Origin of the sequence: Massilibacteroides sp. (assembly GCF_028705895.1) — a bacterium.
GTDB lineage: Bacteria > Bacteroidota > Bacteroidia > Bacteroidales > Tannerellaceae > Massilibacteroides.
Genome location: NZ_JAQWCQ010000013.1, coordinates 1 through 24,538 on the forward strand (window position 1 = coordinate 1; position 24,538 = coordinate 24,538).

Here is a 24,538-nt window from a genome sequence, read left to right on the forward strand (position 1 = left end):
GGACTGAAGTAAGTTCACCTGAAATTTATAGAATTAAAGGCAGTTTTGTTTTATTATTAGACAAAACTGCCTTTTTTGCTAAAAAAATGGATTGTAGCGAGGCTTTTGTACATAATTCTTTATATTTGATTATTAAATCCCTAATACCCAACTATTATGAGTAGAATTTCCAATTTCTCTTTATTTGTGGTGGCTTTATCGCTGATAGTAACTTCTTGCAAAGAGAGTTCACCCTACACCTATGAATCTGTCCCTAATGATCCCCTGAAAGCTCGTATCTATACATTAGATAATGGACTGAAAGTTTACATGACTGTAAATAAAGAAACGCCGAGAATACAAACATTTGTAGCGGTAAAGGTCGGAGGAAAGAATGATCCTGCTGAAACTACCGGATTGGCGCATTATTTTGAGCACTTGATGTTTAAGGGAACAAAACAATTTGGAACTCAGGATTTTGATAAAGAAAAGGTACTGCTTGATGAAATAGAACGTTTGTTTGAAGTTTATCGGAAAACTACAGATGAAGCAGAGCGAAAAGCTATATACCACCAGATTGACAGTGTTTCATACGAAGCCTCTAAAATTGCCATACCCAATGAGTACGATAAATTGATGTCTGCTATAGGTGCTAACGGGACAAATGCATATACCGGGTTTGATCAGACAGTGTATATAGAAGATATTCCGGCAAATCAAATAGATAACTGGGCAAAGATACAATCAGACCGTTTTGCAAATAACGTGATCCGTGGATTCCATACGGAGCTGGAAACAGTATATGAGGAAAAAAATATGTCGCTTACATCTGATGCCCGTAAAGTATATGAGGCAATGCTTAGCGCTCTTTTTCCCGATCATCCCTATGGTACACAAACAGTATTGGGTACGCAGGAAGACCTGAAGAACCCGTCTATAACGAATATCAAGAATTATTATAAAGTTTGGTATGTTCCCAATAATATGGCAATCTGTCTGTCGGGGGATTTTGATCCCGATGAGATGATCAAAACCATTGATAAATATTTTGGTTCTATGAAACCAAATCCTGAGTTACCAGCTTTGCCTGTAACGCATGAATCTCCGATAAAGAATGTGGTTGTGAAAGACGTGCTTGGAGTAGATGCTGAAAATGTGTCGTTAGGATGGCGGTTTCCGGGGGCAGACCATCCGGATAATGAATTGTTAGATTTGGCTGTTCGTATTCTGTATAATGGAAAGGCCGGTTTGATTGATCTGGATTTGAATCAACAACAGAAAGTGTTGAGTTCTTATGCCTACTCTTTTGGGATGACGGATTATGATATGGTGTTTATTAATGGTCGTCCAAAGCAAGGGCAGACACTGGACGAAGTGAAAGAACTATTCCTTGGAGAAATAGCTAAAATAAAAACAGGCGACTTTGACGAAGGCTTACTTCAGGCTTCTATAAACAATTTCAAGTTGGAACAAATGTTCCGTATGGATGAAAATCGTGGACGTGCTGATGCTTTTGTTTCTGCTTTTATTTCCGGTAAAGACTGGTCAGATCAGGTGGGCCGGTTAGACAGGCTGAGTAAAGTCACCAAACAGCAGATCGTAGATTTTGCAAATAAATACTTTGGTGATAATTATGCGGTGGTTTACAAACGTGAAGGAAAAGATCCGAATGAACTGAAAATTGACAAACCGAAGATTACGCCGCTTGCAGTAAACCGGGATACTGCCAGCTCTTTTTTGAAAGAGGTGCAGGCAGCAGAGGTAAAACCGATAGAACCTGTATTCTTGGATTTCTCAAAAGATATGCAGATATTAACTGCAAAGTCTTCTATCCCTGTATTGTATAAGCAAAATACAACGAATGATATCTTCTCTTTGCTTTATGTTTTTGATATGGGTACTGAGAATAATAAAATACTTGGTACAGCTTTTGAATACATGAAATATCTTGGAACGTCTAAGAAAATATTGAAAGAAATCAATGAAGAATTTTATCGGTTGGCTTGTTACTTCAGCGTACATCCGGGAACAGACCGCACCTATGTTGTGTTAGAAGGTTTGCAGGAAAATTTACCGAAGGCGATGGCTCTTTTTGAAGAAATTTTGTCTGATGCTCAGGTAAATGAAGAAGCGTATAAAAATCTGGCTGTAGATATTATCAAAAAACGGAATGATGCCAAATTGAATCAGGGACAAAACTTTAATCGTTTAATTCAGTACGCAATCTGGGGACCAAACTCTCCAACAACGCATATCCCGACAACGACGGAGCTGCAACAAATGAATCCGGGTTTACTTGTGGATATTATTCATGGTATAAATAGTTATGAACATAAAATATTGTATTACGGGCCGGAGAAAGGAGAGGCTTTGTTGAGAATTATAAACGAACAACATAAGGTTCCTGAAACATTAAATCCAGTTCCTGCAGCGGCTGATTTTAAACGTGAAATAACAGCTGAGAATAAAGTGTTATTAGCTCATTATGACGCTAAACAAATTTATTATTCAGCGATATCCAACAGGGCAGAATCGTTCGATCCGGGCATAGAACCTGTCTTAAATATGTATAACGAATATTTTGGCGGAAATATGAATAGTATCGTATTTCAGGAAATGCGTGAAGCGCGTGGTTTGGCTTATTCTGCCGGTGCATTTCTGATTACTCCGTCCAAGAAAAAAGATCCTTATATTTATCGTACATTTATTGCTACGCAGAATGATAAAATGATTGATGCGATGACAGCTTTTGATGATATTATAAATAACATGCCCGAATCTGAAAAAGCTTTTGAACTGGCAAAAGATGCACTGATTACTCGTCTTCGTACGGAACGTATCACAAAATATGATGTTTTGTGGTCTTATCTTCGTGCTCAGGATTTAGGCTTAACCGTTGATAGTCGTAAGGAACTATATGAGAAAGCCCCATCGATGACTTTGGAAGAAATAAAAGCTTTCCAGGCAAAATGGGTGAAAGATCGTACCTATACGTATTGTATTCTTGGCGATGAAAAGGATTTGGATTTGAAAGCTCTTGCTCCTTATGGTCCTCTCAAGAAATTAACGAAAGAAGAACTGTTCGGTTACTAAAAACCATATACAAAAAAAGGATGAGGCAGGTAAACTTCATCCTTTTTTAGTATCTCTTTATCCCTCTTCCTGATTATTTTCCATCTCTTTTACCTTTCGGAAAAGATCGGATGCAAAAATAAAATCATTTAATGCCTTATTGTTGGAAGTGATGACCTGATGTTTGTCACCCTGCCATTCCATGATACCTTCCTTAATAAAGATGATATTGTCTCCGATATTCATTACAGAATTCATATCATGTGTATTTATTACGGTAGTCATTTTATATTCCTTCGTGATGGAATAGATCAGATCGTCGATAATAAGTGATGTTTTCGGATCAAGACCGGAATTTGGTTCGTCACAAAAGAGGTACTTGGGTTGAAGAGCTATCGCTCTGGCAATGGCCGCTCTTTTCATCATCCCACCACTGATTTCGGAGGGGTATAAATGACCAGAGTCGGAAAGATTAACACGATCAAGACAGAATTCTGCTCTTTTTCTTCGTTCGCGAGCGGAGTCTTTTGAAAATACATCCAAAGGAAACATCACATTTTCAAGAACCGTCATACTGTCAAACAAGGCTGAACCTTGAAATAACATTCCCATCTCCCGACGCAAAAGTTTTAAGTCAGACTTGCTCATATTCAGAAAATTGCGACCATCGTAAAGAATCTCCCCCGAATCCGGTGTCATCAGGCCGATAATATTCTTTATCAATACGGTTTTACCTGATCCGCTTCGTCCAATGATCAGATTTGCTTTACCATCTTCAAACAGAGCACTTATATTGTTCAGGACAATACGTCCGTCAAACGTTTTTGTAATATTTTTAACCTCTATCATTCCTATGTAAGCATTAAATGGGTTAAGATAACATCAGCCAAAAGAATCATTACACTGCTCATAACAACAGCATTGGTGCTCGCCTTTCCTACTTCCAATGCTCCTCCTTTTACATAATAACCGAAATAAGCAGCTATAGAGGAAATAATAAAAGCGTAGATTATTGATTTTATGATGGAATACCAGATATAAAAGGAATTAAAATAGAATTGAAGTCCATATTCAAATGAGGCTGGTGTCATTCCGTCTTTAGCAAGATAACTGGCTGCTATGCCGCCAAGAATACCGGTAAACATACTAAATATAACGAGAACGGGAATGAAAAGCATCAATCCGGTAATCTTGGGAAAAATCAGATAATTGGCAGAATTAACCCCCATGATTTCGATCGCATCGATTTGTTCAGTCACACGCATGGTGCCGATTTCAGAAGCAATGTTACTGCCTACTTTTCCTGCAAGTATAAGACACATTATTGAGGACGAAAACTCTAACAGGATAATCTCACGGGTAGTATAACCGATTGTAAATTTGGGAATTAACGGAGAACTGATGTTCAGGGATATTTGAATCGCAATTACCGTTCCTATGAATATGGAAATTATAATAACAATCCATAAGGAATCTACCCCTAATTTATATATTTCGCGTATCAACTGTTTGAAGAACATATTCCATCGATCCGGTAAAGTGATCGATTTTTTCATTAACAGGGTATATTCACCCACTCTATGCAATGCTTTATACATCCCGGTTTCTTTGATTTGTAGTTTGCAAATATAAGGTATTAACCCGTTGGCGGAATTAAATATTCAAATAATTAATGATTAAAAGTTGTGCGTTTACAATTTTTAGATGTATCAATATTCTGAATATCAGATTGGTAGATCGAATTAAATGTGTGCTGATTCAGTTTTTTTCAAATACTATGTTGAAGAAACTGACCTTAGATGTCTATTATAATCAGTTTAAATATAGGAATTCCTGCTAAAAGAATGTTAAACGTTCCGGCATTTGCAAGAGGCGTGATTAAATTCTGTTACTTTGCAACAAATCTTTAGTTATGACTGACGAACAGCAAATGGTGCTCCGTACGGAGGATCTGGTGAAAAAATATAAAACCCGTACAGTAGTTAACCATGTTTCTATAAACGTGAAACAAGGAGAAATAGTTGGTTTGCTTGGTCCGAATGGAGCCGGGAAGACAACTACTTTCTATATGACTGTTGGGCTTGTTACACCTAATGAAGGACGAATCTTTTTGAATGATATGGAAATAACTAAATATCCGGTGTATAAAAGAGCACGCAACGGCATTGGTTATTTAGCGCAAGAGGCATCCGTGTTTCGCAAGATGACAGTTGAAGATAATATCCGTTCGGTGTTGGAAATGACTGAGACATCTTTCGAGTATCAGAAAGAAAAGTTGGAAAGTCTGATTGACGAGTTTGGTTTGCATAAGGTAAGGAAAAATCTGGGAGATCAATTGTCGGGAGGTGAACGCAGACGTGTTGAAATAGCTCGTTGTCTGGCAATCGACCCGAAATTTATTATGCTTGACGAACCTTTTGCCGGTGTCGATCCTATTGCTGTACAAGATATCCAGACTATTGTTGCTAAGCTCAAGCATAAAAATATCGGTATTCTTATAACCGACCATAATGTATATGAAACCCTAAGTATTACAGACCGAGCCTATCTTTTGTTTGAAGGGAAAGTTCTGTTTCAGGGAACAGCCGAAGAATTAGCCGAAAATGAGATTGTGCGTGAAAAATACCTCGGTAAAGATTTCCAGTTAAGAAAAAAAGTGTTTTAAAGGACTTGTCTCGCTTCTGCTTTGAGCTTTTTATTCAAATAGTAAAACAGCGTAAGGGTGACTGCGGCCAGAATGGAATAGCCTATCAAATGCTCACTCTTAATATCTCCACTAATAAACTCGTGCTCATTCAGATCTGCACTTCTACTTGCAAAAACAGCTACGGCATTGTTAAGGAAATGAGCAAAAACCGGGACCCATATGCTTTTACTCCAATATAATAAATACCCGAAATAAGCTCCTAAAATCATGCGAGGGATAAATCCGTAGAACTGAATATGAATTGCGCTAAACAAAATAGCTGCCGACCAGATGACAACATGATGATTGTTCGTCCATTTTTCTATAATCCGTTGTATGGCACCTCTGAAAAAGAATTCTTCAGTTAACGCAGCAAGAAAAGCAATAACAAACAGGTTTGATATAAGAGCAATTATGCCGGCCTCGTTAATAAGAAGATTAACCAGATCTTCCATTTCTTTTTCCTTCTGCTGCATCCATAATTCTAATGACTCAAGAAAAGGAGGCAGAACCAATTGCTTGTTAAGTACAGATGTGATATTGATCGTTGGCGACAACAACAATAATCCGAATAGTACAAGTAGGAATACTTTCGCAGAAGGTCGTCTTCTTAAAGATAAATAATCGGACGGAGAATCACTGCAAAGCCAGGCAAGGACAAGAGTTGGTATCAAAAAAGTGAAAAGTACAGATATCGTTTGTATAAAACGTACATAACCGGGGTTCTCCATTGATATACCCGGAATAAACAAGCTGAGGATCACAGTGGTTATCGAGGAAATTATTATTCCTCCTAAGACAATTAATAACAAGATCCAAACTTGAAATATGCCGGATTTATCGGAAAGTGAAGCTTTAAGTCCCATGATTTATCTTCGTTTATACATATTATAAGAGCCTGTTTAAATTTTTATAGGATATTTCTTGAGGGCTTGTTTCGGTCTTCTTTCGTTTTCTTTTTTGCTTATCTGCATCTCCGCATTCAATCACATAGCCTGCTATGCTCATTCATGCTGATATACAACTAAACAAAAAATAAATCGAATAAGCCACGAATAAAAATTTAAACAGGCTCTAATAAAAAAAACTCCTGCCAAATATAGGCAGAAGTTTTTATTTCTTCAGAAGAAGTTCGGAAATTACGCTTTAGGTCTTGCTTCTTTTACAACCATTTGGCGTCCTTCGTATTCAGCTTCGTTCAATTCTTCGATCGCTTTTTTAGCATCGTCATCGTTTGCCATTTCAACAAAAGCAAAACCTTTTGATCTGCCAGTTTCACGATCTTTGATGATCTTTACTGAGTCAACGACTCCGTATTCTTCCATCACTTGTTTCAAATCCTCTTCCCGAACACGATAGTTCAGGTTTCCAATGTAAATGTTCATAAAAATAAAAGTAATTAAAAAAATAAAATTGTTACTTAATGAAAGTAGTAAACCGGAATTTCATAACAATGAGAGATATATCCACAAGTAACTGAAGAAATAAAAAACAATGTTAGGTACGTTCAAGGTAAATTGCCTTTCACGTCACAAAGAAATACATTTATTTTTGAATGACAAGTTTTTAACTCGATAAAATGAATACGTAAGAGATTTTAAGTAAACAATTTGTGTTATTAAAAGATTAACTCTAATTTTGCACCCTGAAAATTGTAAAGGGTAAAGAATTAATTAAATAAATCGTTCAGAATGAATATTTCACTAAAGAATAACGATGCTGATAATAGCGGTATCCTGAAAATTGAAATAGTGAAGGCTGATTATGCAGAAAAATTAGAAAAAAGTATGCGTAATTTCCGTCAGAAAGTAGCTCTGCCGGGCTTTCGTAAAGGTATGGTTCCTATGGGGATGGTAAAGAAAATGCATGGAACGCAATTGTTAGTTGAAGAAATTAACAAATTGGTTTCGGAAAGTTTGTTTGATTACATTCGGGATGAAAAGCTGAATATTCTTGGAGAACCGATGCCGAATACTACTGAACAAAAAGAATTAAACTTCAATACACAAGAAGATTTTGAGTTTAGTTTTGATCTTGCGTTTGCTCCTGAGATTAAGGTTACCTTAAATAAAAGAGATAAACTGACATCCTATCAGGTCATTGTTGATGATGAGATGGTAAACAAACAAATAGATTCTTATCGCGTAAACTTCGGTACTTATGAAGAAGCCGATGATGAGATTCAGGAAAAGGATTTGTTGAAAGGAACATTGGCAGAATTAGAAGGTGGAGCTATAAAAGAAGGTGGTATTCTTGTGGAAGGAGCAGTATTGATGCCTCTTTACTTAAAAGATGAAGAAGAAAAAGCCAAATTCTTGAACGCAAAAAAGAATAATGTAGTTGTCTTTAATCCGAAGAAAGCATATGAAGGTGCTAATGCGGAGATCGCATCGCTGTTGAAGATTGAAAAAGAACAGGCTGAAAATGTTATCTCAGATTTTAGTTTTGAAATCAGTGAAGTGACTCGCCATAAAGAAGCTGAATTAAATCAGGAGCTTTTTGACAAAGTGTTTGATGAAGGAATGGTTTCTAATGAAGAGGAGTTCAGAGCAAAAGTGAAAGAAATACTTGCTGAACAATTTGAGCCGCAAGCAAATTATAAATTCTTAACTGATGCGCGCGATCTGCTTATTAAAAAAGCCGGTTCTCCGGTTTTTGCTGATTCGGTTTTGAAACGTTGGTTGCTGGAAACAAACAAAAAGAAAACGGAAGAAGAATTAGAAAACGAATATCCTCAATTGATTGAAGACCTGAAGTATCAGTTGGTGAAAGAATCAATAGTAAAAGAAAATGATATTAAGGTTGAGGATGCCGATATAGAACAGTTTGCGACACGTGTGGCTAAGTCTCAATTCGCTCAATATGGAATGATGACAGTGCCCGAAGATGTTCTGGCTGGATACGTTAAAGACATGCTTAAAAACAAACAGACATTACAAAATATCATCGACCGCGTAGTGGAAGAAAAATTGAGTGAAGTCTTGAAAGGCATGGTGAAATTAGAGGTTAAAGAAGTAACAGTAGAAGAATTTAATAAACTGTTTTCATAAGAATATCAAGCTGTTCGGTGTAGTTGATGCCGTATGCGATTAAAAAAGGGGAATTCTCTTTAAAAAAACTTGGCGGACAAATAATAAGTTTGTTTCTTTCAGAAATTTATTTATAACTTTGTTTAATCGTTAAGGAAAAGGGAGTTCCCTTTTTGTGTCTTTTATTTATTAATATAAGAATGATGATTATGGAAGAATTTAAAAAATATGCAACGAAACATTTAAGAATGAGTGGCACTGCTTTGGATAGTTATATGAATATTTCGAGCAGTTACATTTCCCCTACTATCATAGAGGAACGTCAGTTGAATGTTGCCCAGATGGATGTTTTTTCGCGTTTGATGATGGACAGAATCATCTTTCTCGGAACGCAAATAGACGACTATACAGCGAATGTGATTCAGGCACAGCTGTTATATTTAGACTCCAGTGATCCAGGTAAGGATATTTCGATCTATATTAATTCCCCCGGCGGATCTGTTTATGCGGGATACGGGATTTATGATACAATGCAGTTTATTGGTAGTAAAGTCTCTACGATATGCACTGGTATTGCTGCTTCTATGGCCTCTGTGCTGCTTGTTGCAGGAGAAAAAGGTAAACGCTTTGCGTTACAACATTCTCGTGTCATGATTCATCAACCATTGGGTGGAACCCAGGGACAGGCCTCTGATATTGAGATTGCAGCGCGCGAGATATTAAAAGTAAAAAAGGAACTTTATACGATCATCTCCAATCATTCAGGAAAATCATACGAAGAAGTGGAGAAAGATAGTGATCGCGATTACTGGATGACTTCGGAAGAAGCGAAAACTTATGGAATGATTGACGACATCCTTACTCGTAAGTGATTGAATTATTGATTTATAGAACAAAGATATGGCCAAGACGGGCGATGTATGTACTTTTTGCGGTAGAGGTAGCAGTGATGTAAATCTTCTGATAAACGGGATTTCGGGTGCAATTTGTGATGACTGTGTACAACAAGCATATGAAATTGTAAAAGAACAAACGGAAACCAAAAAACGTCCCTTCGGACTGACTAAAAAAGATTTACCCAAACCAGAAGATATTAAAACTTTTCTCGATCAATACGTAATAGGTCAGGATGATGCAAAACGATACTTATCGGTTTCAGTGTATAATCATTATAAACGATTGCTTCAGCGGGTGACAACGGATGATGTTGAGATTGAAAAATCCAATATTATTATGGTTGGGGCAACAGGTACAGGTAAAACCCTGTTAGCAAGAACTATTGCGAAACTCTTGCATGTGCCTTTTGCTATTGTTGATGCGACGGTTTTGACTGAAGCTGGATATGTAGGAGAAGATATTGAAAGCATACTGACGCGCTTGTTGCAAGCCTCTGATTACAATGTGGAAGCGGCGCAACGAGGTATTGTGTTTATAGACGAGATAGATAAGATTGCCAGGAAAAGTGATAACCCATCCATCACCCGTGATGTGAGTGGGGAAGGTGTCCAACAAGGATTGCTTAAATTATTGGAAGGCTCGATAGTCAATGTTCCACCTCAGGGAGGACGTAAGCATCCGGATCAGAAAATGATCGCAGTAGATACGAAAAATATTTTATTTGTATGTGGAGGCGCTTTTGATGGAATCGAAAAAAAGATAGCACAACGACTTAACACTCGCGTTGTTGGTTATTCTGCGAACAAAGAGACAAGTGCTGTTGACCGAAATAATTTATTAAAGTACATCACTCCTACGGATTTGAAGTCTTTTGGTTTAATTCCTGAAATAATTGGTCGTTTGCCGATTCTTACTTATCTTAACCCTCTTGATAGGTCAACGTTACGAAGTATCTTAACAGAACCTAAAAATTCAATTATAAAACAATACATAAAATTGTTTGAGATGGATGGAATTGAATTATCGTTTGACGAAGAGGTGTATGAATATATTGTAGATAAGGCTTTAGAGTTTAAACTGGGGGCTCGGGGTCTTCGCTCTATTGTTGAAGCGATTATGATGGATGCAATGTTTACAATGCCTTCACAGAAAAGCAGAACGCTTCATGTCTCATTAGATTATGCAAAAGAGAAATTTGAGAAATCAGATGTTAATCGATTGCAAACGGCTTAGGTTTTTGTATATTGTAAAATAAACCAAGTATGGCAAAGAAGGATATATTGGCTGAGGCGCTGAAGACTCATTTTGGTTTTGATACTTTTAAAGGAAATCAAAAAGCTATAATAGAAAATGTCCTGGCTGGAAAAGATACATTTGTTCTTATGCCTACCGGAGGAGGAAAATCCTTGTGTTATCAATTACCTTCACTGTTGATGGAAGGAACAGCGATTGTTGTTTCTCCACTTATTGCCTTGATGAAAAATCAGGTAGATGCGATGCGTAATTTTAGTGAGGAAGATGGTATAGCTCATTTTATTAATTCTTCCCTCAATAAAAGTGCAATAGAGCAGGTGAAGAGTGATATCATGAGCGGTCGTACGAAACTGCTTTATGTAGCACCTGAATCGCTAACGAAGGATGAGAATGTGGATTTTCTACGGCAAGTGAATATTTCTTTCTATGCAGTGGATGAAGCACATTGTATTTCGGAATGGGGGCATGATTTCAGACCGGAATATCGTCGGATACGTCCGATTATTAGTGGTATAGGGAAACGTCCCTTGATTGCATTAACGGCCACTGCTACTCCTAAGGTACAACATGATATCCAGAAAAATCTTGGTATGATTGATGCTACGGTCTTTAAATCGTCTTTTAATCGCCCTAATCTTTATTACGAGATTCGACAAAAAGATGCGAATATCGATAAGGAGATTATTAAGTATATTAAGGCGAATGAAGGTAAATCCGGCATCATTTATTGTTTGAGCCGTAAGAAGGTGGAGGAATTTGCTGATATTTTACGGGCAAATGGTATTAAGGCATTATCTTATCATGCCGGAATGGACTCTGTAACACGCTCTGGCAATCAGGATGCATTCCTGATGGAACAGGCTGATGTCATTGTTGCGACTATAGCTTTTGGTATGGGGATTGATAAACCTGATGTCCGTTATGTCATACATTATGATATACCTAAGAGTTTGGAAGGGTATTATCAAGAAACCGGTCGTTCTGGAAGAGACGGAGGCGAAGGGCAGTGTATTGCTTTTTATGCTTACAAAGATCTACAGAAACTGGAAAAGTTTATGCAAGGGAAACCGGTTGCCGAACAAGAAATCGGAAGGCAATTATTATTGGAGACAGCAGCTTATGCTGAAACAGCTGTTTGTCGCAGAAAAGTTTTGTTACATTATTTTGGCGAAGAATATTTAGAAGAGAATTGTGGTTGTTGTGATAATTGTTTGAACCCTAAAAAACAAGTGGAAGCAAAGGATTTATTGAGCGCGGTACTGGAAACTGTCAGTGCGCTAAAGGAAAAATTTAAGACTGAGTATGTTGTAAATATTTTGATGGGTAATGAAACCTCGGAAATACAGTCTTTTAAACATAATGAACTTGAAGTTTTCGGATCCGGACAGGATGAAGATGAGAAAACATGGAATGCTGTGATACGGCAAGCACTCATTGGAGGATATCTGGAAAAGGATATTGAAAACTATGGTCTTTTAAAAATCTCTAAAAAGGGTCAGGCGTTTATGGAAAAGCCTGTTTCTTTTAAAATTATTAAGGACAACGAGTTTGAAGAAGAAGAGGAAGAAACTCCTGTAAGAGGTGGTGGTACTTGCGCGGTAGATCCCGTCTTGTATTCCATGATGAAGGATTTACGTAAGAAATTATCTAAAAGATTAGAGGTTCCTCCTTTTGTGATTTTTCAAGATTTGTCGCTGGAGGCTATGGCTACGACCTATCCTGTTACACTTGATGAATTGCAGAATATTCCTGGTGTTGGAGCCGGAAAGGCTAAGCGTTATGGGCAGGAGTTTATAACGTTGATAAAAAAACATGTTGAGGAGAATGAGATTGAACGTCCTGAGGATTTACGGGTAAGGACAGTGGCAAACAAATCTAAACTTAAGGTTTGGATTGTTCAAAGTATTGACAGGAAAGTTGCATTAGATGATATTGCTCTGACAAAAGGACTTGAATTTAATGAATTACTTGATGAAATAGAGGCTATCGTTTACTCAGGAACAAGAATCAATATTGATTATTTCCTGAATGATGTTATGGATGAAGATCATATTCAAGATATTTATGAATATTTTAAAGACTCTGAGACAGATGGCTTAGAAGATGCAATTGAAGAACTCGGAGGAGATTATACTGAAGAAGAGATACGTTTGGTAAGAATTAAGTTTTTGTCTGAAATGGCTAACTAATGATTATAAAAAACACTAAAAATAAAGGACTATATACTTTTTACCTTAGTATAGCGTTTTATTATTTGTGTTTATTTATATAATGTAGTATCAGATATGGAAAAAATATTCAAGAAGAAATACTTGTTTTTGTTAAACTTACTGTTAGTTTCGTTCTTTTGTAATGCTCAGATAGGGGCTGATTCAGTTATTATGACTGTTGCAGGGAAAGAGGTTTCGCTTGCTGAATTTGAGTATATGGCAGCTAAAAACAATGAGGTTGATTTAAATAATAAAAAATCATTAAATGATTATCTTGAATTATTTAAGATCTTTAAATTGAAGGTTGCAGATGCGGAAGATGCCGGATTTGATAAGAAAACTTCTTTTATAAATGAATATGCTAAATATAAGGCTGAATTAACGAATAGTTATATGTCTGATCCAAAGGGAGAAGAGGCGGCTGTTAGACTAATTTATGATAGAGGAAATAACGTGTTAGATCTAAGCTATATTCTTTTCCGTTTTCCAGGAAAGGTTGTTTCTAAAGATACTGTTGCTATTTATGAGAATGCTTTTGACGCATACCGGCGGATTCTAAAGGGTGAAGATTTTGATGAGGTTGCTGAAAGCTTGAAAAAGGACGATCCGAACTCTGATAAGGTTTATTCAGGGCGTGTTAATTCCTTTTTGCCTCTTAAGGGGCAGAAGGCTTTTGATAATGCTGCATATTCTCTGGCAGAAGGTGAAGTCTCCAAACCGGTTAGAACATCTTATGGTTATTATATAATAAAGTTGAGTGAAAAGAAACCCAATCTGGGACGGATTAAAGTTGCTCATATTTTGTTTAAAGCAGATGAGGGGAGGGATGTTGAATCTGATGACAGCTTGCTCAATGAATCTGAAAAAGTCAGAGAAAGAATTCTTGCCGGAGAGGATTTCTATGAAATGGCGAAAGAATTTTCTAAAGACCCGGAAAGTGCAAAGAAGGGGGGAGTAATGCCGTTTTTCTCTCAGGGAATGATGGTTCCCGATTTTGAGAAGGCTGCATTTGAGTTGACGGAAATAGGAGAGGTCTCTAAACCTGTAAAAACTCAATTCGGCTATCATTTGATTAAGTTGATCGATAAGAAACCCCGTCCAACTTTTGAGGAGGTAAAAGAATCTATCGCATCTGTTCTAAAAAAAGACGAATGGAACTTCGAATTTTATAACGCTTTTGATTCTCGCCTGAAGAAAGAATATAATTATACTTTTTATCCGAAGGCATATGCTGAATTACAAAAAGTTTGTGATTCTTATTTCCCGACGGACTCAATGTTTTTTAAAAGCGTGGAAAATATGAAGGATACGTTGTTGGTTATCAATAATCAGGCTTTAACGCAACGTGATTTTTCGTATTATTTGCTTCGTTGTCCTTTTTCAACAAAAACTTATTCAGGTGATTTCATGCAAGAAGTTTATGACTTGTATTTAAGAGATATTGTAACAACTTTTGAAAGGGAAAATTTAGAAAAAAAATACCCCGAGTATAGTCATCTGTTGCAAGAGTATCGTGATGGTATTTTGTTATTTGAAATTAGTGATGCACGCGTGTGGCAACATCCTGTAGAGGATCAACCTGAGTTGGAAAAGTTATGGGTGCAAGAGATTCAGAAAAAATATCCGGTAACAATTAACACTAAATTATTGAAAAAAATAAAGAAACATTAAGAATGCTGATGAAGATTTGTTTTCCTTTTATAGCATTTGTATTTTTGTTGAGTTCGTGTAAAAACAATTCGTCAACAGAAAAAGATATATTGGTTGAAATGAACGGGAAAACTTTGTCTAAATCAGAAGTAACGGAAGTTGTTCCTAAAGGAATTTCATTTGAAGATAGCTTATTGTTTGCCGAAAGTTATATTCGCAAATGGATTAAAGATGAATTGGTTTATAATGTGGCGTTGAAAAATTTAGGAGATGATGCTGCAGAAATAGACCGTTTGGTGGATGCTTACAGAAGATCTTTAATACGATACAGATATCAGGAACGTTTAGTGACGGAAAGACTTTCTGTTAATATTCAGGAGAGTGATAAACTGACCTATTTTGAAGAAAATCAGGATCGGTTTAAACTGGATAATGCAATTGTTAAAGGATTGTTTTTGAAAATACCCGTGGAAGCTCCTGGTTTATCAGATGTGAAAAAATGGTATAAATCTAATAATGTTGAGTCATTAGAAAAGATCGAAAAATACAGTATTCAAAATGCTAGTATTTATGAATATTTCTATGATCGATGGATTAGGTTTGACGACATAATAGTTAATATTCCCGTGACAGTATCGAATGTAAATACATTCTTAAAGTCAAATAAACTTGTTGAAGTTTCTGATAGTTCATTCTGTTATCTGTTAAATATCGAGGAATATATGTTGTCTGGACAAGTTGCTCCCTATGATTATGCTGAGCCTCGCATTGTAGAGATGCTTACCAATCAGAAGAGAAAAGAATTTGTTGAAGAAATTGAAAATGAATTATATAAAGATGCGGTAAGAAATGGTGATGTGAAGTTTCTTTCTAATCGTAACGAACGCTAAATAATACAGATGCAATGAAAAAGTTACTGACTTTATTCTTTTTGATGTGTAGCTCTTGTCTCTTAATTGCGCAGGAGAATGTGGTTGATGAAATTGTGTGGGTGGTAGGTGATGATGCGATCTTACGGTCGGATATTGAAAAGCAACGTTTGTATATGCAGAATGATGGTGAACGTATTGACGGGGATCCTTATTGTGTGATACCGGAACGAATGGCGATTCAAAAACTCTATTTGAATCAAGCAAAGATTGATAGTATTGAGGCGGATGAAAATCAGATCATACAAGAAGTGGATAGATGGATTAATTTTGCTATAAATCAAATTGGATCAAAAGAGAAATTAGAAGAATATTTTAATCAGAAGATTTCTCAGATTAAAGAGGATCGTAAAGAAATGATTCGGGAACAACAAGTAATCCAACAGATGCAGCGCCAACTTATTGGAGAAATAAAGCTAACACCTGCAGATGTGAGAAAGTATTATAATCAACTACCTCAAGATAGTTTGCCGACAATACCTACAACTGTCGAAGTGCAGATTATAACTATGGAACCCAAAATATCTTTTGAGGAGATTGACGGGATAAAGGCTCGTTTGAGAGAGTTTACAGATCAGATAACAAAAGGGGAGAGAGAGTTTTCTACTATTGCTCGTTTGTATTCTGAAGATCCTGAATCTGCTAAACGGGGAGGAGAATTAGGCTTTTTAGGTAAAACGTCGTTACTTCCGGAATTTGCTAACGTTGCTTTTAATTTGACTGATCCCAAACGCGTGTCTAATATTGTTGAAACAGAATACGGTTTTCATATTATTCAATTGATAGAGAAAAGAGGGGATCGTATAAATTGCCGGCATATTTTGCTTCGTCCAAAAGTGTCGGAAAATGAGATGAATGATGCGATGGTAAAAATGGATTCATTGTATACCGATCTAATGAATAATAAGTTTTCATTTGAAGAAGCTGCAACATTTGTTTCGTATGACAAAGATACAAGAAATAATAAAGGCCTAATGGTGAATTCTAACTATGAAGGAAACAACCAAGGAACTCCTCGCTTTGAAATGCAGGAACTCCCCCAGGAGATAGGAAAGGTGATTTACAATATGGAGGTAGGGGAGGTTTCTAAGCCATTTCGTATGATCACGAATAAACAGAAAGATGTTGTGGCAATCGTGAAGTTAAAAGCTCGTACAGAAAGTCATAAAGCAAATCTTTCCGATGACTATCAGGCCTTAAAAGGACTTGTGGAAGCTAAAAAACGTGATGAACTACTGAATGACTGGATTTTGAAAAAACAAAAAACAACATATATACGCATTAGTGAAGGCTGGCGTAATTGTGACTTTCAGTTCCCTGGATGGGTAAAAGAATAATTGTGAAGAATCGGTTATTGTTATTATTATTCGTGTTTTTTTGGTTTGTACCCTATTCTTTTGGACAGGATCAGGATTCTGTATCCCATAAAGCTACCTCTGTTTATTTAGAACATTCCGATTTATTGTCATATGATAAAGAGGTAAAAGCTGACGCTCAAATATTAAAAGGAAATGTTTGCTTCAGGCACGATAGTTCGTATATGTATTGCGACAGTGCTTATTTCTATGAAGATAATAATTCATTAGAAGCATTCAGCAATGTTAGAATGGAGCAGGGAGATACACTTTTTGTCTATGGCGATTATCTTATTTATGAAGGTAATATCCAGTTGGCAAGATTGAGGAATAATGTGCGTATGGTGAACAACCAAGTCACATTATATACAGATAGTCTTAATTATGACAGAACAGTGAATGTCGGATATTATTTTGATGGAGGAAAAATTGTTGATGAAGAAAATGTTCTTTCTTCTTTTTTGGGAAAATACTCTCCGGATACTAAAATTGCCGTATTTAATGATAGTGTTAAGTTAGATAATCCTCAGTTTGTATTAACGTCAGATACTTTAGAATATAGTACTGACAGTAAGATTGCAACAATTTTAGGACCTTCAGTTATCGTTTCAGATAGTGGAACTATCTATACATCTAAGGGATGGTACGATACGGTAGCTGATAAATCACTTTTGCTGGATCGTTCTGTGGTTGTATCAGGAAATCGGCTGTTAACAGGTGATTCGATTGCATATAATAAAAATGCGGGCTTGGGTGAAGCCTTTGGGAATATGAGTATCCGCGATACTGTACAAAAGGTAATTTTAGAAGGTAATTACGGGTATTATAACGAGCTGACAGAATATGCATTTGCTACTGACAGTGCTCGTTTCTTAGAGTATTCAGGTGGAGATACGCTTTATCTTCATGCGGATACATTGGAAATGGTTTCTGTAGATTCTGTTTATAGAGAGGTTAAGGCTTTTTACGGCGTTCGTTTTTATAGAACAGACTTTCAAGGAGTATGTGATTCTTTGCAACTTAATACACGAGATTCTGTTCTGTATATGTTCAGAGAACCTATTCTGTGGAATGAACAGTATCAGATACTTGGAGATACAATTTTAATCTTTATGGGAGACAGCGCAATTGATTATGCCCATGTGAAAGAATATGCATTTTCATCCCAATATATTGATTCGACTTATTATAATCAGTTAAAAGGGAGTGACTTGAAAGCTTATTTTGAAGGAGAGACAGTGAAGCAAATCGATATTGCAGGAAATGCTGAAATGTTATATTATCCAATAGAAAAAGATGGAAGTTTTATTGGACTAAATGAAACAAAAAGTGGTTTCTTAAATATTACCCTGAATGAAGGTAAATTGGAGAGACTGGTTGCTAAACCTATGCCAGTGGGTGTTTTGACTCCTATCCCAGACTTGAATCCAGAACAAAAGTTTCTTAAAGATTTTAAATGGCATGGAGATTTACGGCCTAAGGATAAAAATGATATATTTACAGTTCATACTCGTGAGGCGCAATCTGATGTGCCAAAAAGAAGTAATAAATTTGTACATTAAAAATCTATTTTTAAATTAACGAAAATGGCTGTATTTTCTTTTTTTAAAGTACGTAAACCTCGTAAATTTGAGCATAAGCCTATTTACTGGGATCCCCGAAAGGAGAAATTGGAGGAACGAGAACTGAGAATTAAACGAGAACTTGGCGTTGAAAAACCTTCTGATGAGTATAAACCATTAATAAAAGGAACTTTTATTGAAGGTACTTCTCATTTGAAGAAAAGCATTGAACGTGGGGATAGTGTTGATAGTCGGAAGTACAAAAATGTTAGATTAGCAATTATACTTGTTGTGTTAGCTTTTCTTGGTTGGTTTATTTTTTTGCGATGAGTGATATAATCCATCTTTTACCTGATAATATTGCAAATCAGATTGCTGCGGGTGAAGTTATCCAACGCCCGGCATCAGTGGTTAAGGAATTGGTGGAAAATTCTATTGATGCTGGTGCCGAATGTATTCAGGTAAATATTAAAGATGCAGGACGCACATTGATCCAAGTGATAGATGATGGTAAAGGTCTGTCGGAAACTGATGCAAGAATGGCGTTTGAAAGGCATGCTACATCGAAAATTTCTACTGCAGATGATCTTTTTTCTCTTCAAACAATGGGTTTTCGGGGGGAAGCTCTCGCATCAATTGCTGCTGTTTCACACGTTGAATTGCGTACTCGGCAGAGAGGAGCAGATATTGGTATAAAACTTTCGATTGCTGGTTCGGAATTAACCGGAATTGAACCCGAGGTTTGTGCAGAAGGTAGTGTCTTTTCTGTTAAGAATTTATTTTTTAATGTACCGGCCAGAAGAAAATTCTTAAAGTCGAATGAAACAGAATTTAGAAATATAATAAATGAGTTTGAACGAGTCGCATTAGTAAACCCTCAAACTTCATTAATCCTATATCATAATGATGTGCAGATATTAAATCTCCCTCAAGCCGGGGTAAGACAACGTATTATTGATCTTTATGGTAAGTCTTTGCATCAAAAATTACTCACACTTGAAGTTCAAAGTAAGTTGGTTACAATCTCCGGGTTTGTGGGTGATCCGTCTTCTGTAAAAAAAAGAGGAGCATTACAATATTTTTTTGTTAATGGACGATTTATGAAACATCCGTATTTTCATAAAGCTATTATGCAGGCTTATGAAAATATCATTCAGGTAGGAGAAATGCCTAATTATTTTGTTTATTTTACTTTAGATCCTCAAACTATTGATGTAAATATACACCCGACAAAAACTGAAATTAAATTCGAAAATGAACAGCCTATTTGGCAAATTATAGTGTCTGCCGTAAGGGAGGCGTTAGCTAAAGCTAGTGTTGTTCCTATGATTGACTTTGATATGCAGGATTCTATAGATATTCCTGTGTATAATCAGGGAAAAACTAATGATAAAATTACCTCTCCGAGTGTTCAGGTTAATAAAGATTATAACCCTTTCAGAAATTCTGAAAGAGAAAAAAATGAGACAGAATTTGATTGGGATAAATTATATGAAAACTTTACCGATGATCGGACGGTAATCGATCAGGAACTTTTCTCTCAGACTGAGGTAACACCAGAACTCTCGAAAGAACAGTTGCTGAATGCCGCATCCCAAGTAGAGCAAACGGCGTTCTCGTCATACCAATATAAAAGTAAATATATAATAACATCTTTAAAATCCGGACTTGCTATTGTTGATCAGCGCCGTGCCCATCTTCGCGTATTGTATGAACAGTATGTAAATTATATTCAGCAGAGGAAGGGGATAAGTCAGAAAAAGCTCTTTCCTGAAATCATTGAATTAACAACTTCTGAACTTACAGTGCTTTCTGAATTAGAAGAAGAACTTACTTTTGTTGGGTTCGATTTAGCCAATTTAGGGAATCAGACATATGCTATTAACGGTACTCCGTCAGAGTTTGATGGGGTAGATTCCGTGATATTACTCAAAAATGTAATAGCCAATGTGGTTGAAAACAGAAAAACATTGAAGGAGGACTTAGCTCATGTCGTGGCCTTTACATTAGCGAAAGCTTCAGCAATTAATTATGGAAAATTCTTGTCTATGGACGAGATGGACGACTTGTTGGCATCTCTTTTCTCTTGTAAAGAAACAAGACTTACCCCGGATGGCAAAAATATACTTTCTATTGTTGGCGAAGATGAGTTAGCGAAACGTTTTAGATGATATGCTTTGTTTGTGTTAAAAAAACAAAAAACAAACTCTTGTATTGTTTAAAAACTAAAAACAAATAATTAGCTTTGCACCGTTTTTTAATATGTAAGATAATGATATGGGTGTAAGGTGTTGATTATATGTAAATAATAACTATCTTTGCAGCCTAATGGAAATATTTATAGATAATTTTAAAAAAAAACATTCTAAAGTAAAAAGTAAAAAATGCCTACAATTCAGCAATTAGTTAGAAAAGGAAGGGAAACTTTGGAAGTAAAAGGGAAATCACCTGCATTGGATTCATGTCCGCAAAGACGTGGAGTTTGTGTTCGTGTTTATACTACTACTCCTAAAAAACCTAACTCAGCGATGCGTAAAGTAGCGAGAGTACGTTTGACAAATACAAAAGAAGTGAACGCATATATTCCTGGTGAAGGACATAATTTGCAAGAACACTCTATTGTTTTGGTGCGTGGTGGTCGTGTAAAGGATTTGCCTGGTGTGCGTTATCATATCGTTCGTGGTACATTAGATACTGCCGGTGTGAATGGACGTACTCAAAGACGTTCAAAGTACGGAGCAAAGCGCCCAAAAGCCGGAGCCGCACCTGCTGCTAAAGGAAAAAAATAAATCCCTTTCAAACTGAGAATTTAAATAAAAAAGTGTTTAAGCTGGTTTGAGTTATTTGGATAGGCTATAAGGTTGAGTAAATAGTTCAGCGGAACTGTTGAAGACGATGTTAAGGCAACCAAAGACAAAGACGTAAATTTTGAAAACAAATGAGAAAAGCAAAACCCAAAAAAAGACAGATCCTCCCGGATCCTGTTTATGGTGATGTGACGGTTACGAGATTCGTTAACCATTTAATGTACGATGGCAAGAAGAATATTGCTTTCGAAATTTTTTATTCTGCATTAGAAACCGTTAAGGCAAAGTTGCCAAATGAAGAAAAGACTGCTCTCGAGATATGGAAAGCAGCATTAGACAATATTACTCCTCAAGTAGAAGTTAAGTCACGCCGTGTTGGTGGTGCTACTTTTCAGGTTCCTACTGAAATACGCCCAGATCGTAAAGAGTCCATTTCAATGAAAAATTTAATTATTTTCTCTCGTAAAAGAGGAGGGAAAACGATGTCTGATAAACTTTCTGCTGAAATTGTTGATGCATTTAATAATCAAGGCGGAGCGTTTAAAAGAAAAGAAGATATGCATCGTATGGCAGAAGCAAACCGTGCTTTTGCTCATTTTAGATTTTAATTAGCGTAATATAGTAGATATAAATAAAGATGACAAAAGCTGACGAACTATTAAAGTTTACAAGGAACATCGGCATCATGGCTCATATTGATGCGGGAAAAACAACAACGTCTGAACGTATTCTCTTTTATACAGGGTTGACTCATAAAATTGGTGAGGTTCATGATGGAGCTGCTACGATGGACTGGATGGCACAAGAGCAGGAACGTGGTATTACAATAACCTCTGCTGCTACCACAACCTTTTGGAACTATGCTAATAATAAGTATAAGATAAATTTGATAGATACTCCGGGACACGTTGACTTTACCGTAGAGGTAGAGCGTTCATTACGTGTGTTGGATGGTGCTGTTGCTGCTTTTTGTGCTGTTGGTGGAGTTGAGCCACAATCAGAAACTGTGTGGAGACAAGCAGATAAATATAATGTTCCTAGGATTGGATATGTAAATAAAATGGACCGTTCTGGTGCCAATTTCTATGAAGTTGTTAATCAGGTTAAGACTGTTTTAGGAGCTAATCCATGTCCTATTCAGATCCCTATTGGTGCAGAAGAAACATTCAAGGGAGTTGTTGACTTGGTTCGTATGAAAGCTATTCTATGGCATGACGAAGCAATGGGGGCAGAATATGATGTTGAAGATATTCCTGCAAATTTAGTTGACGAGGCAGTAGAATGGAGAGATAAAATGCTTGAAGTTTTGGCTGAATGTGATGATGCCTTAATGGAAAAATATTTTGAAGATCCTTCTACTATTACTGAAGAGGAAATCAGAGTTGCGATACGTAAGGGAACATTAGCTATGCAGATAAATCCGATGATTTGCGGTTCTTCTTTTAAGAATAAAGGAGTGCAAACATTGCTTGATGCTGTGTGTTCTTATTTGCCAAGCCCAAGTGATACTGCTGCAATTGAAGGTACAGATCCTCGTGATCCAGAAAAGGTTATTATTCGTAAGCCTTTATTTGAAGAACCGATGACTGCTTTAGCTTTTAAAATTGCAACAGACCCTTATGTTGGCCGTCTTTGTTTCTTCCGTGTTTATTCAGGTTCATTGTCTGCTGGATCATACGTGCTAAATACACGTTCTGATAAAAAAGAACGTATCTCTCGTCTGTTTCAGATGCATTCTAATAAACAGAACCCTATGGAAGCCATTGGTTGTGGTGATATAGGTGCTGGAGTTGGGTTTAAGGATATTCGTACTGGTGATACTCTATGTGATGAGGGACACCCTGTAGTGCTTGAATCAATAGAATTCCCAGAACCTGTGATTGGTATTGCGGTTGAACCGAAAACGCAAAAAGATTTGGATAAACTGGGTGTTGGACTTTCTAAATTATCCGAAGAAGATCCAACTTTTCGTGTTCAGACAAATGAAGAAACAGGCCAGACCGTTATCAGTGGTATGGGTGAGTTACACTTAGATATCATTATTGATAGATTGCGTCGCGAGTTTAAAGTAGAATGTAATCAAGGACGTCCTCAAGTATCATATAAAGAAGCAATCACTAAATCAGTGGAACTTCGTGAGGTTTATAAAAAACAGTCTGGTGGTCGTGGTAAGTTTGCTGATATCATTGTGAGAATTGAACCTGCAGATGCTGATTTTGTTGGAGAATTACAATTTATTGATGAGGTTAAAGGTGGTAATATCCCTAAGGAATTTATTCCTTCTGTTCAGAAAGGCTTCTTGAAAGCTATGAAGAATGGGGTATTGGCTGGATATCCGTTAGACCAATTGAAGGTAACTCTAATCGATGGATCATTCCACTCTGTTGACTCTGACCAGTTGTCTTTTGAGATTTGTGCTCTTCAGGCATTTAAGAATGCAGCGGAGAAAGCCGGTCCTGCTTTGATGGAACCAATTATGAAGATTGAAGTGGTTACTCCTGAAGAAAGTATGGGTGATGTGATTGGAGACTTGAATAAGAGACGTGGACAGGTTGAGGGTATGGAAACAAGCCGTACCGGTGCTCGTATCGTAAAAGCTAAAGTTCCATTGGCAGAAACATTTGGATATGTAACGGCCTTACGTACTATTACATCTGGACGTGCTACATCTTCGATGTTGTTCTCTCATTATGCAGAAGTATCTTCTTCAATTGCTAAGCAAGTATTAACAGAAGTGCAAGGCCGAGTTGACTTGATCAAATAAATTATTAGAAATTATAATATAAAATGAGCCAAAAGATCAGAATTAAATTAAAGTCTTACGATTATTCACTGGTAGATAAGTCTGCCGAGAAGATTGTTAAGACGGTGAAGGCTACAGGGGCTGTTGTAAGTGGTCCTATACCTCTACCTACGCATAAGCGTATTTTTACTGTGAATCGCTCGACTTTTGTTAATAAGAAGTCTCGTGAACAGTTTGAACTATCTTCTTATAAAAGATTGATTGATATTTACAGTTCAACTGCGAAAACAGTAGATGCGTTGATGAAGCTGGAGTTGCCAAGTGGTGTAGAAGTAGAAATTAAAGTGTGAGATATTAAATTAAAG

Annotated in this window: 20 protein-coding genes; 16 read left to right on the forward strand and 4 right to left on the reverse strand. The window is 36.6% G+C overall.

Features of this window, described 5'->3' with window-relative positions; translation table 11 throughout:
- The first annotated feature begins 156 nt into the window (after positions 1 to 156).
- Positions 157 to 3,072 carry a M16 family metallopeptidase gene (locus PHT93_RS05005; RefSeq protein ID WP_300240245.1) on the forward strand — a complete coding sequence of 972 codons (2,916 nt, stop codon included), beginning with the start codon at positions 157 to 159 and terminating at the stop codon, positions 3,070 to 3,072.
- 57 nt (positions 3,073 to 3,129) lie between these two features.
- Here PHT93_RS05005 and PHT93_RS05010 read toward each other — a convergent pair whose 3' ends face one another.
- Both PHT93_RS05010 and PHT93_RS05015 read right to left on the reverse strand, forming a co-directional pair.
- Complete coding sequence (locus PHT93_RS05010) at positions 3,130 to 3,900, reverse strand: ATP-binding cassette domain-containing protein (RefSeq protein WP_300240248.1); 771 nt, start codon at positions 3,898 to 3,900, stop codon at positions 3,130 to 3,132.
- Positions 3,901 to 3,902: 2 nt separating this feature from the next.
- Complete coding sequence (locus tag PHT93_RS05015) at positions 3,903 to 4,649, reverse strand: ABC transporter permease (RefSeq protein WP_300240251.1); 747 nt, start codon at positions 4,647 to 4,649, stop codon at positions 3,903 to 3,905.
- A 314-nt stretch (positions 4,650 to 4,963) separates the two neighbouring features.
- Between PHT93_RS05015 and lptB the strand changes: the two genes are divergently transcribed.
- Positions 4,964 to 5,716, forward strand: a complete 753-nt coding sequence (lptB, locus tag PHT93_RS05020; RefSeq protein ID WP_300240253.1) for an LPS export ABC transporter ATP-binding protein — start codon at positions 4,964 to 4,966, stop codon at positions 5,714 to 5,716.
- Here lptB and PHT93_RS05025 read toward each other — a convergent pair.
- Positions 5,713 to 6,603: a CPBP family intramembrane glutamic endopeptidase gene (locus PHT93_RS05025; protein ID WP_300240256.1), complete on the reverse strand. Its 891-nt coding sequence runs from the start codon at positions 6,601 to 6,603 to the stop codon at positions 5,713 to 5,715. The genes lptB and PHT93_RS05025 overlap by 4 nt on opposite strands.
- Positions 6,604 to 6,876: 273 nt before the next feature.
- Positions 6,877 to 7,122: an RNA-binding protein gene (locus tag PHT93_RS05030; protein ID WP_300240258.1), complete on the reverse strand. Its 246-nt coding sequence runs from the start codon at positions 7,120 to 7,122 to the stop codon at positions 6,877 to 6,879.
- Between the two features lie 306 nt (positions 7,123 to 7,428).
- Here PHT93_RS05030 and tig point away from each other — a divergent pair, with 306 nt between their 5' ends.
- From tig to rpsJ, 14 genes are all read left to right on the forward strand, one after another.
- A complete protein-coding gene (gene tig / locus PHT93_RS05035) occupies positions 7,429 to 8,787 on the forward strand; it encodes a trigger factor (RefSeq protein ID WP_300240261.1) in 1,359 nt (452 codons plus the stop codon).
- Between the two features lie 188 nt (positions 8,788 to 8,975).
- Entirely contained in the window at positions 8,976 to 9,638 is a 663-nt protein-coding gene (gene clpP, locus PHT93_RS05040) for an ATP-dependent Clp endopeptidase proteolytic subunit ClpP (RefSeq protein WP_300240263.1), read from the forward strand.
- Positions 9,639 to 9,666: 28 nt separating this feature from the next.
- On the forward strand, positions 9,667 to 10,896 hold the full coding sequence (gene clpX, locus PHT93_RS05045; RefSeq protein ID WP_300240266.1) for an ATP-dependent Clp protease ATP-binding subunit ClpX: 1,230 nt from the start codon (positions 9,667 to 9,669) through the stop codon (positions 10,894 to 10,896).
- 29 nt (positions 10,897 to 10,925) lie between these two features.
- Entirely contained in the window at positions 10,926 to 13,106 is a 2,181-nt protein-coding gene (gene recQ / locus PHT93_RS05050) for a DNA helicase RecQ (RefSeq protein WP_300240268.1), read from the forward strand.
- A gap of 96 nt (positions 13,107 to 13,202) precedes the next feature.
- On the forward strand, positions 13,203 to 14,798 hold the full coding sequence (locus tag PHT93_RS05055) for a peptidylprolyl isomerase (RefSeq protein ID WP_300240271.1): 1,596 nt from the start codon (positions 13,203 to 13,205) through the stop codon (positions 14,796 to 14,798).
- An 8-nt stretch (positions 14,799 to 14,806) separates the two neighbouring features.
- Positions 14,807 to 15,667, forward strand: a complete 861-nt coding sequence (locus tag PHT93_RS05060; protein WP_300240415.1) for a peptidyl-prolyl cis-trans isomerase — start codon at positions 14,807 to 14,809, stop codon at positions 15,665 to 15,667.
- Between the two features lie 14 nt (positions 15,668 to 15,681).
- Positions 15,682 to 17,043 (forward strand): peptidylprolyl isomerase, encoded by a 1,362-nt coding sequence (locus tag PHT93_RS05065; protein WP_300240274.1) that lies wholly within the window; start codon positions 15,682 to 15,684, stop codon positions 17,041 to 17,043.
- A gap of 32 nt (positions 17,044 to 17,075) precedes the next feature.
- On the forward strand, positions 17,076 to 18,623 hold the full coding sequence (locus PHT93_RS05070; RefSeq protein WP_363318624.1) for an OstA-like protein: 1,548 nt from the start codon (positions 17,076 to 17,078) through the stop codon (positions 18,621 to 18,623).
- 24 nt (positions 18,624 to 18,647) lie between these two features.
- On the forward strand, positions 18,648 to 18,953 hold the full coding sequence (locus PHT93_RS05075) for a hypothetical protein (RefSeq protein ID WP_300240280.1): 306 nt from the start codon (positions 18,648 to 18,650) through the stop codon (positions 18,951 to 18,953).
- Complete coding sequence (mutL, locus tag PHT93_RS05080; protein WP_300240282.1) at positions 18,950 to 20,794, forward strand: DNA mismatch repair endonuclease MutL; 1,845 nt, start codon at positions 18,950 to 18,952, stop codon at positions 20,792 to 20,794. The genes PHT93_RS05075 and mutL overlap by 4 nt, the downstream gene beginning before the upstream one ends.
- A gap of 213 nt (positions 20,795 to 21,007) precedes the next feature.
- Positions 21,008 to 21,412, forward strand: coding sequence for a 30S ribosomal protein S12 (rpsL, locus tag PHT93_RS05085; RefSeq protein WP_300240284.1), 405 nt, complete (start codon positions 21,008 to 21,010; stop codon positions 21,410 to 21,412).
- Positions 21,413 to 21,561: 149 nt separating this feature from the next.
- Complete coding sequence (rpsG, locus tag PHT93_RS05090; protein WP_300240286.1) at positions 21,562 to 22,038, forward strand: 30S ribosomal protein S7; 477 nt, start codon at positions 21,562 to 21,564, stop codon at positions 22,036 to 22,038.
- Positions 22,039 to 22,067: 29 nt separating this feature from the next.
- Positions 22,068 to 24,194, forward strand: coding sequence for an elongation factor G (fusA, locus tag PHT93_RS05095; protein WP_300240289.1), 2,127 nt, complete (start codon positions 22,068 to 22,070; stop codon positions 24,192 to 24,194).
- Between the two features lie 23 nt (positions 24,195 to 24,217).
- Positions 24,218 to 24,523, forward strand: coding sequence for a 30S ribosomal protein S10 (gene rpsJ, locus PHT93_RS05100; RefSeq protein ID WP_005634728.1), 306 nt, complete (start codon positions 24,218 to 24,220; stop codon positions 24,521 to 24,523).
- Positions 24,524 to 24,538: the final 15 nt, after the last annotated feature.

Bases quoted from the DNA above. Each gene is read 5' to 3' on its own strand.
- PHT93_RS05005 (WP_300240245.1), top strand. From the start codon at position 157: ATGAGTAGAATTTCCAATTTCTCTTTATTTGTGGTGGCTTTATCGCTG.
- PHT93_RS05010 (WP_300240248.1), bottom strand. From the start codon at position 3,900: ATGATAGAGGTTAAAAATATTACAAAAACGTTTGACGGACGTATTGTC.
- PHT93_RS05015 (WP_300240251.1), bottom strand. From the start codon at position 4,649: ATGTATAAAGCATTGCATAGAGTGGGTGAATATACCCTGTTAATGAAA.
- lptB (WP_300240253.1), top strand. From the start codon at position 4,964: ATGACTGACGAACAGCAAATGGTGCTCCGTACGGAGGATCTGGTGAAA.
- PHT93_RS05025 (WP_300240256.1), bottom strand. From the start codon at position 6,603: ATGGGACTTAAAGCTTCACTTTCCGATAAATCCGGCATATTTCAAGTT.
- PHT93_RS05030 (WP_300240258.1), bottom strand. From the start codon at position 7,122: ATGAACATTTACATTGGAAACCTGAACTATCGTGTTCGGGAAGAGGAT.
- tig (WP_300240261.1), top strand. From the start codon at position 7,429: ATGAATATTTCACTAAAGAATAACGATGCTGATAATAGCGGTATCCTG.
- clpP (WP_300240263.1), top strand. From the start codon at position 8,976: ATGGAAGAATTTAAAAAATATGCAACGAAACATTTAAGAATGAGTGGC.
- clpX (WP_300240266.1), top strand. From the start codon at position 9,667: ATGGCCAAGACGGGCGATGTATGTACTTTTTGCGGTAGAGGTAGCAGT.
- recQ (WP_300240268.1), top strand. From the start codon at position 10,926: ATGGCAAAGAAGGATATATTGGCTGAGGCGCTGAAGACTCATTTTGGT.
- PHT93_RS05055 (WP_300240271.1), top strand. From the start codon at position 13,203: ATGGAAAAAATATTCAAGAAGAAATACTTGTTTTTGTTAAACTTACTG.
- PHT93_RS05060 (WP_300240415.1), top strand. From the start codon at position 14,807: ATGAAGATTTGTTTTCCTTTTATAGCATTTGTATTTTTGTTGAGTTCG.
- PHT93_RS05065 (WP_300240274.1), top strand. From the start codon at position 15,682: ATGAAAAAGTTACTGACTTTATTCTTTTTGATGTGTAGCTCTTGTCTC.
- PHT93_RS05075 (WP_300240280.1), top strand. From the start codon at position 18,648: ATGGCTGTATTTTCTTTTTTTAAAGTACGTAAACCTCGTAAATTTGAG.
- mutL (WP_300240282.1), top strand. From the start codon at position 18,950: ATGAGTGATATAATCCATCTTTTACCTGATAATATTGCAAATCAGATT.
- rpsL (WP_300240284.1), top strand. From the start codon at position 21,008: ATGCCTACAATTCAGCAATTAGTTAGAAAAGGAAGGGAAACTTTGGAA.
- rpsG (WP_300240286.1), top strand. From the start codon at position 21,562: ATGAGAAAAGCAAAACCCAAAAAAAGACAGATCCTCCCGGATCCTGTT.
- fusA (WP_300240289.1), top strand. From the start codon at position 22,068: ATGACAAAAGCTGACGAACTATTAAAGTTTACAAGGAACATCGGCATC.
- rpsJ (WP_005634728.1), top strand. From the start codon at position 24,218: ATGAGCCAAAAGATCAGAATTAAATTAAAGTCTTACGATTATTCACTG.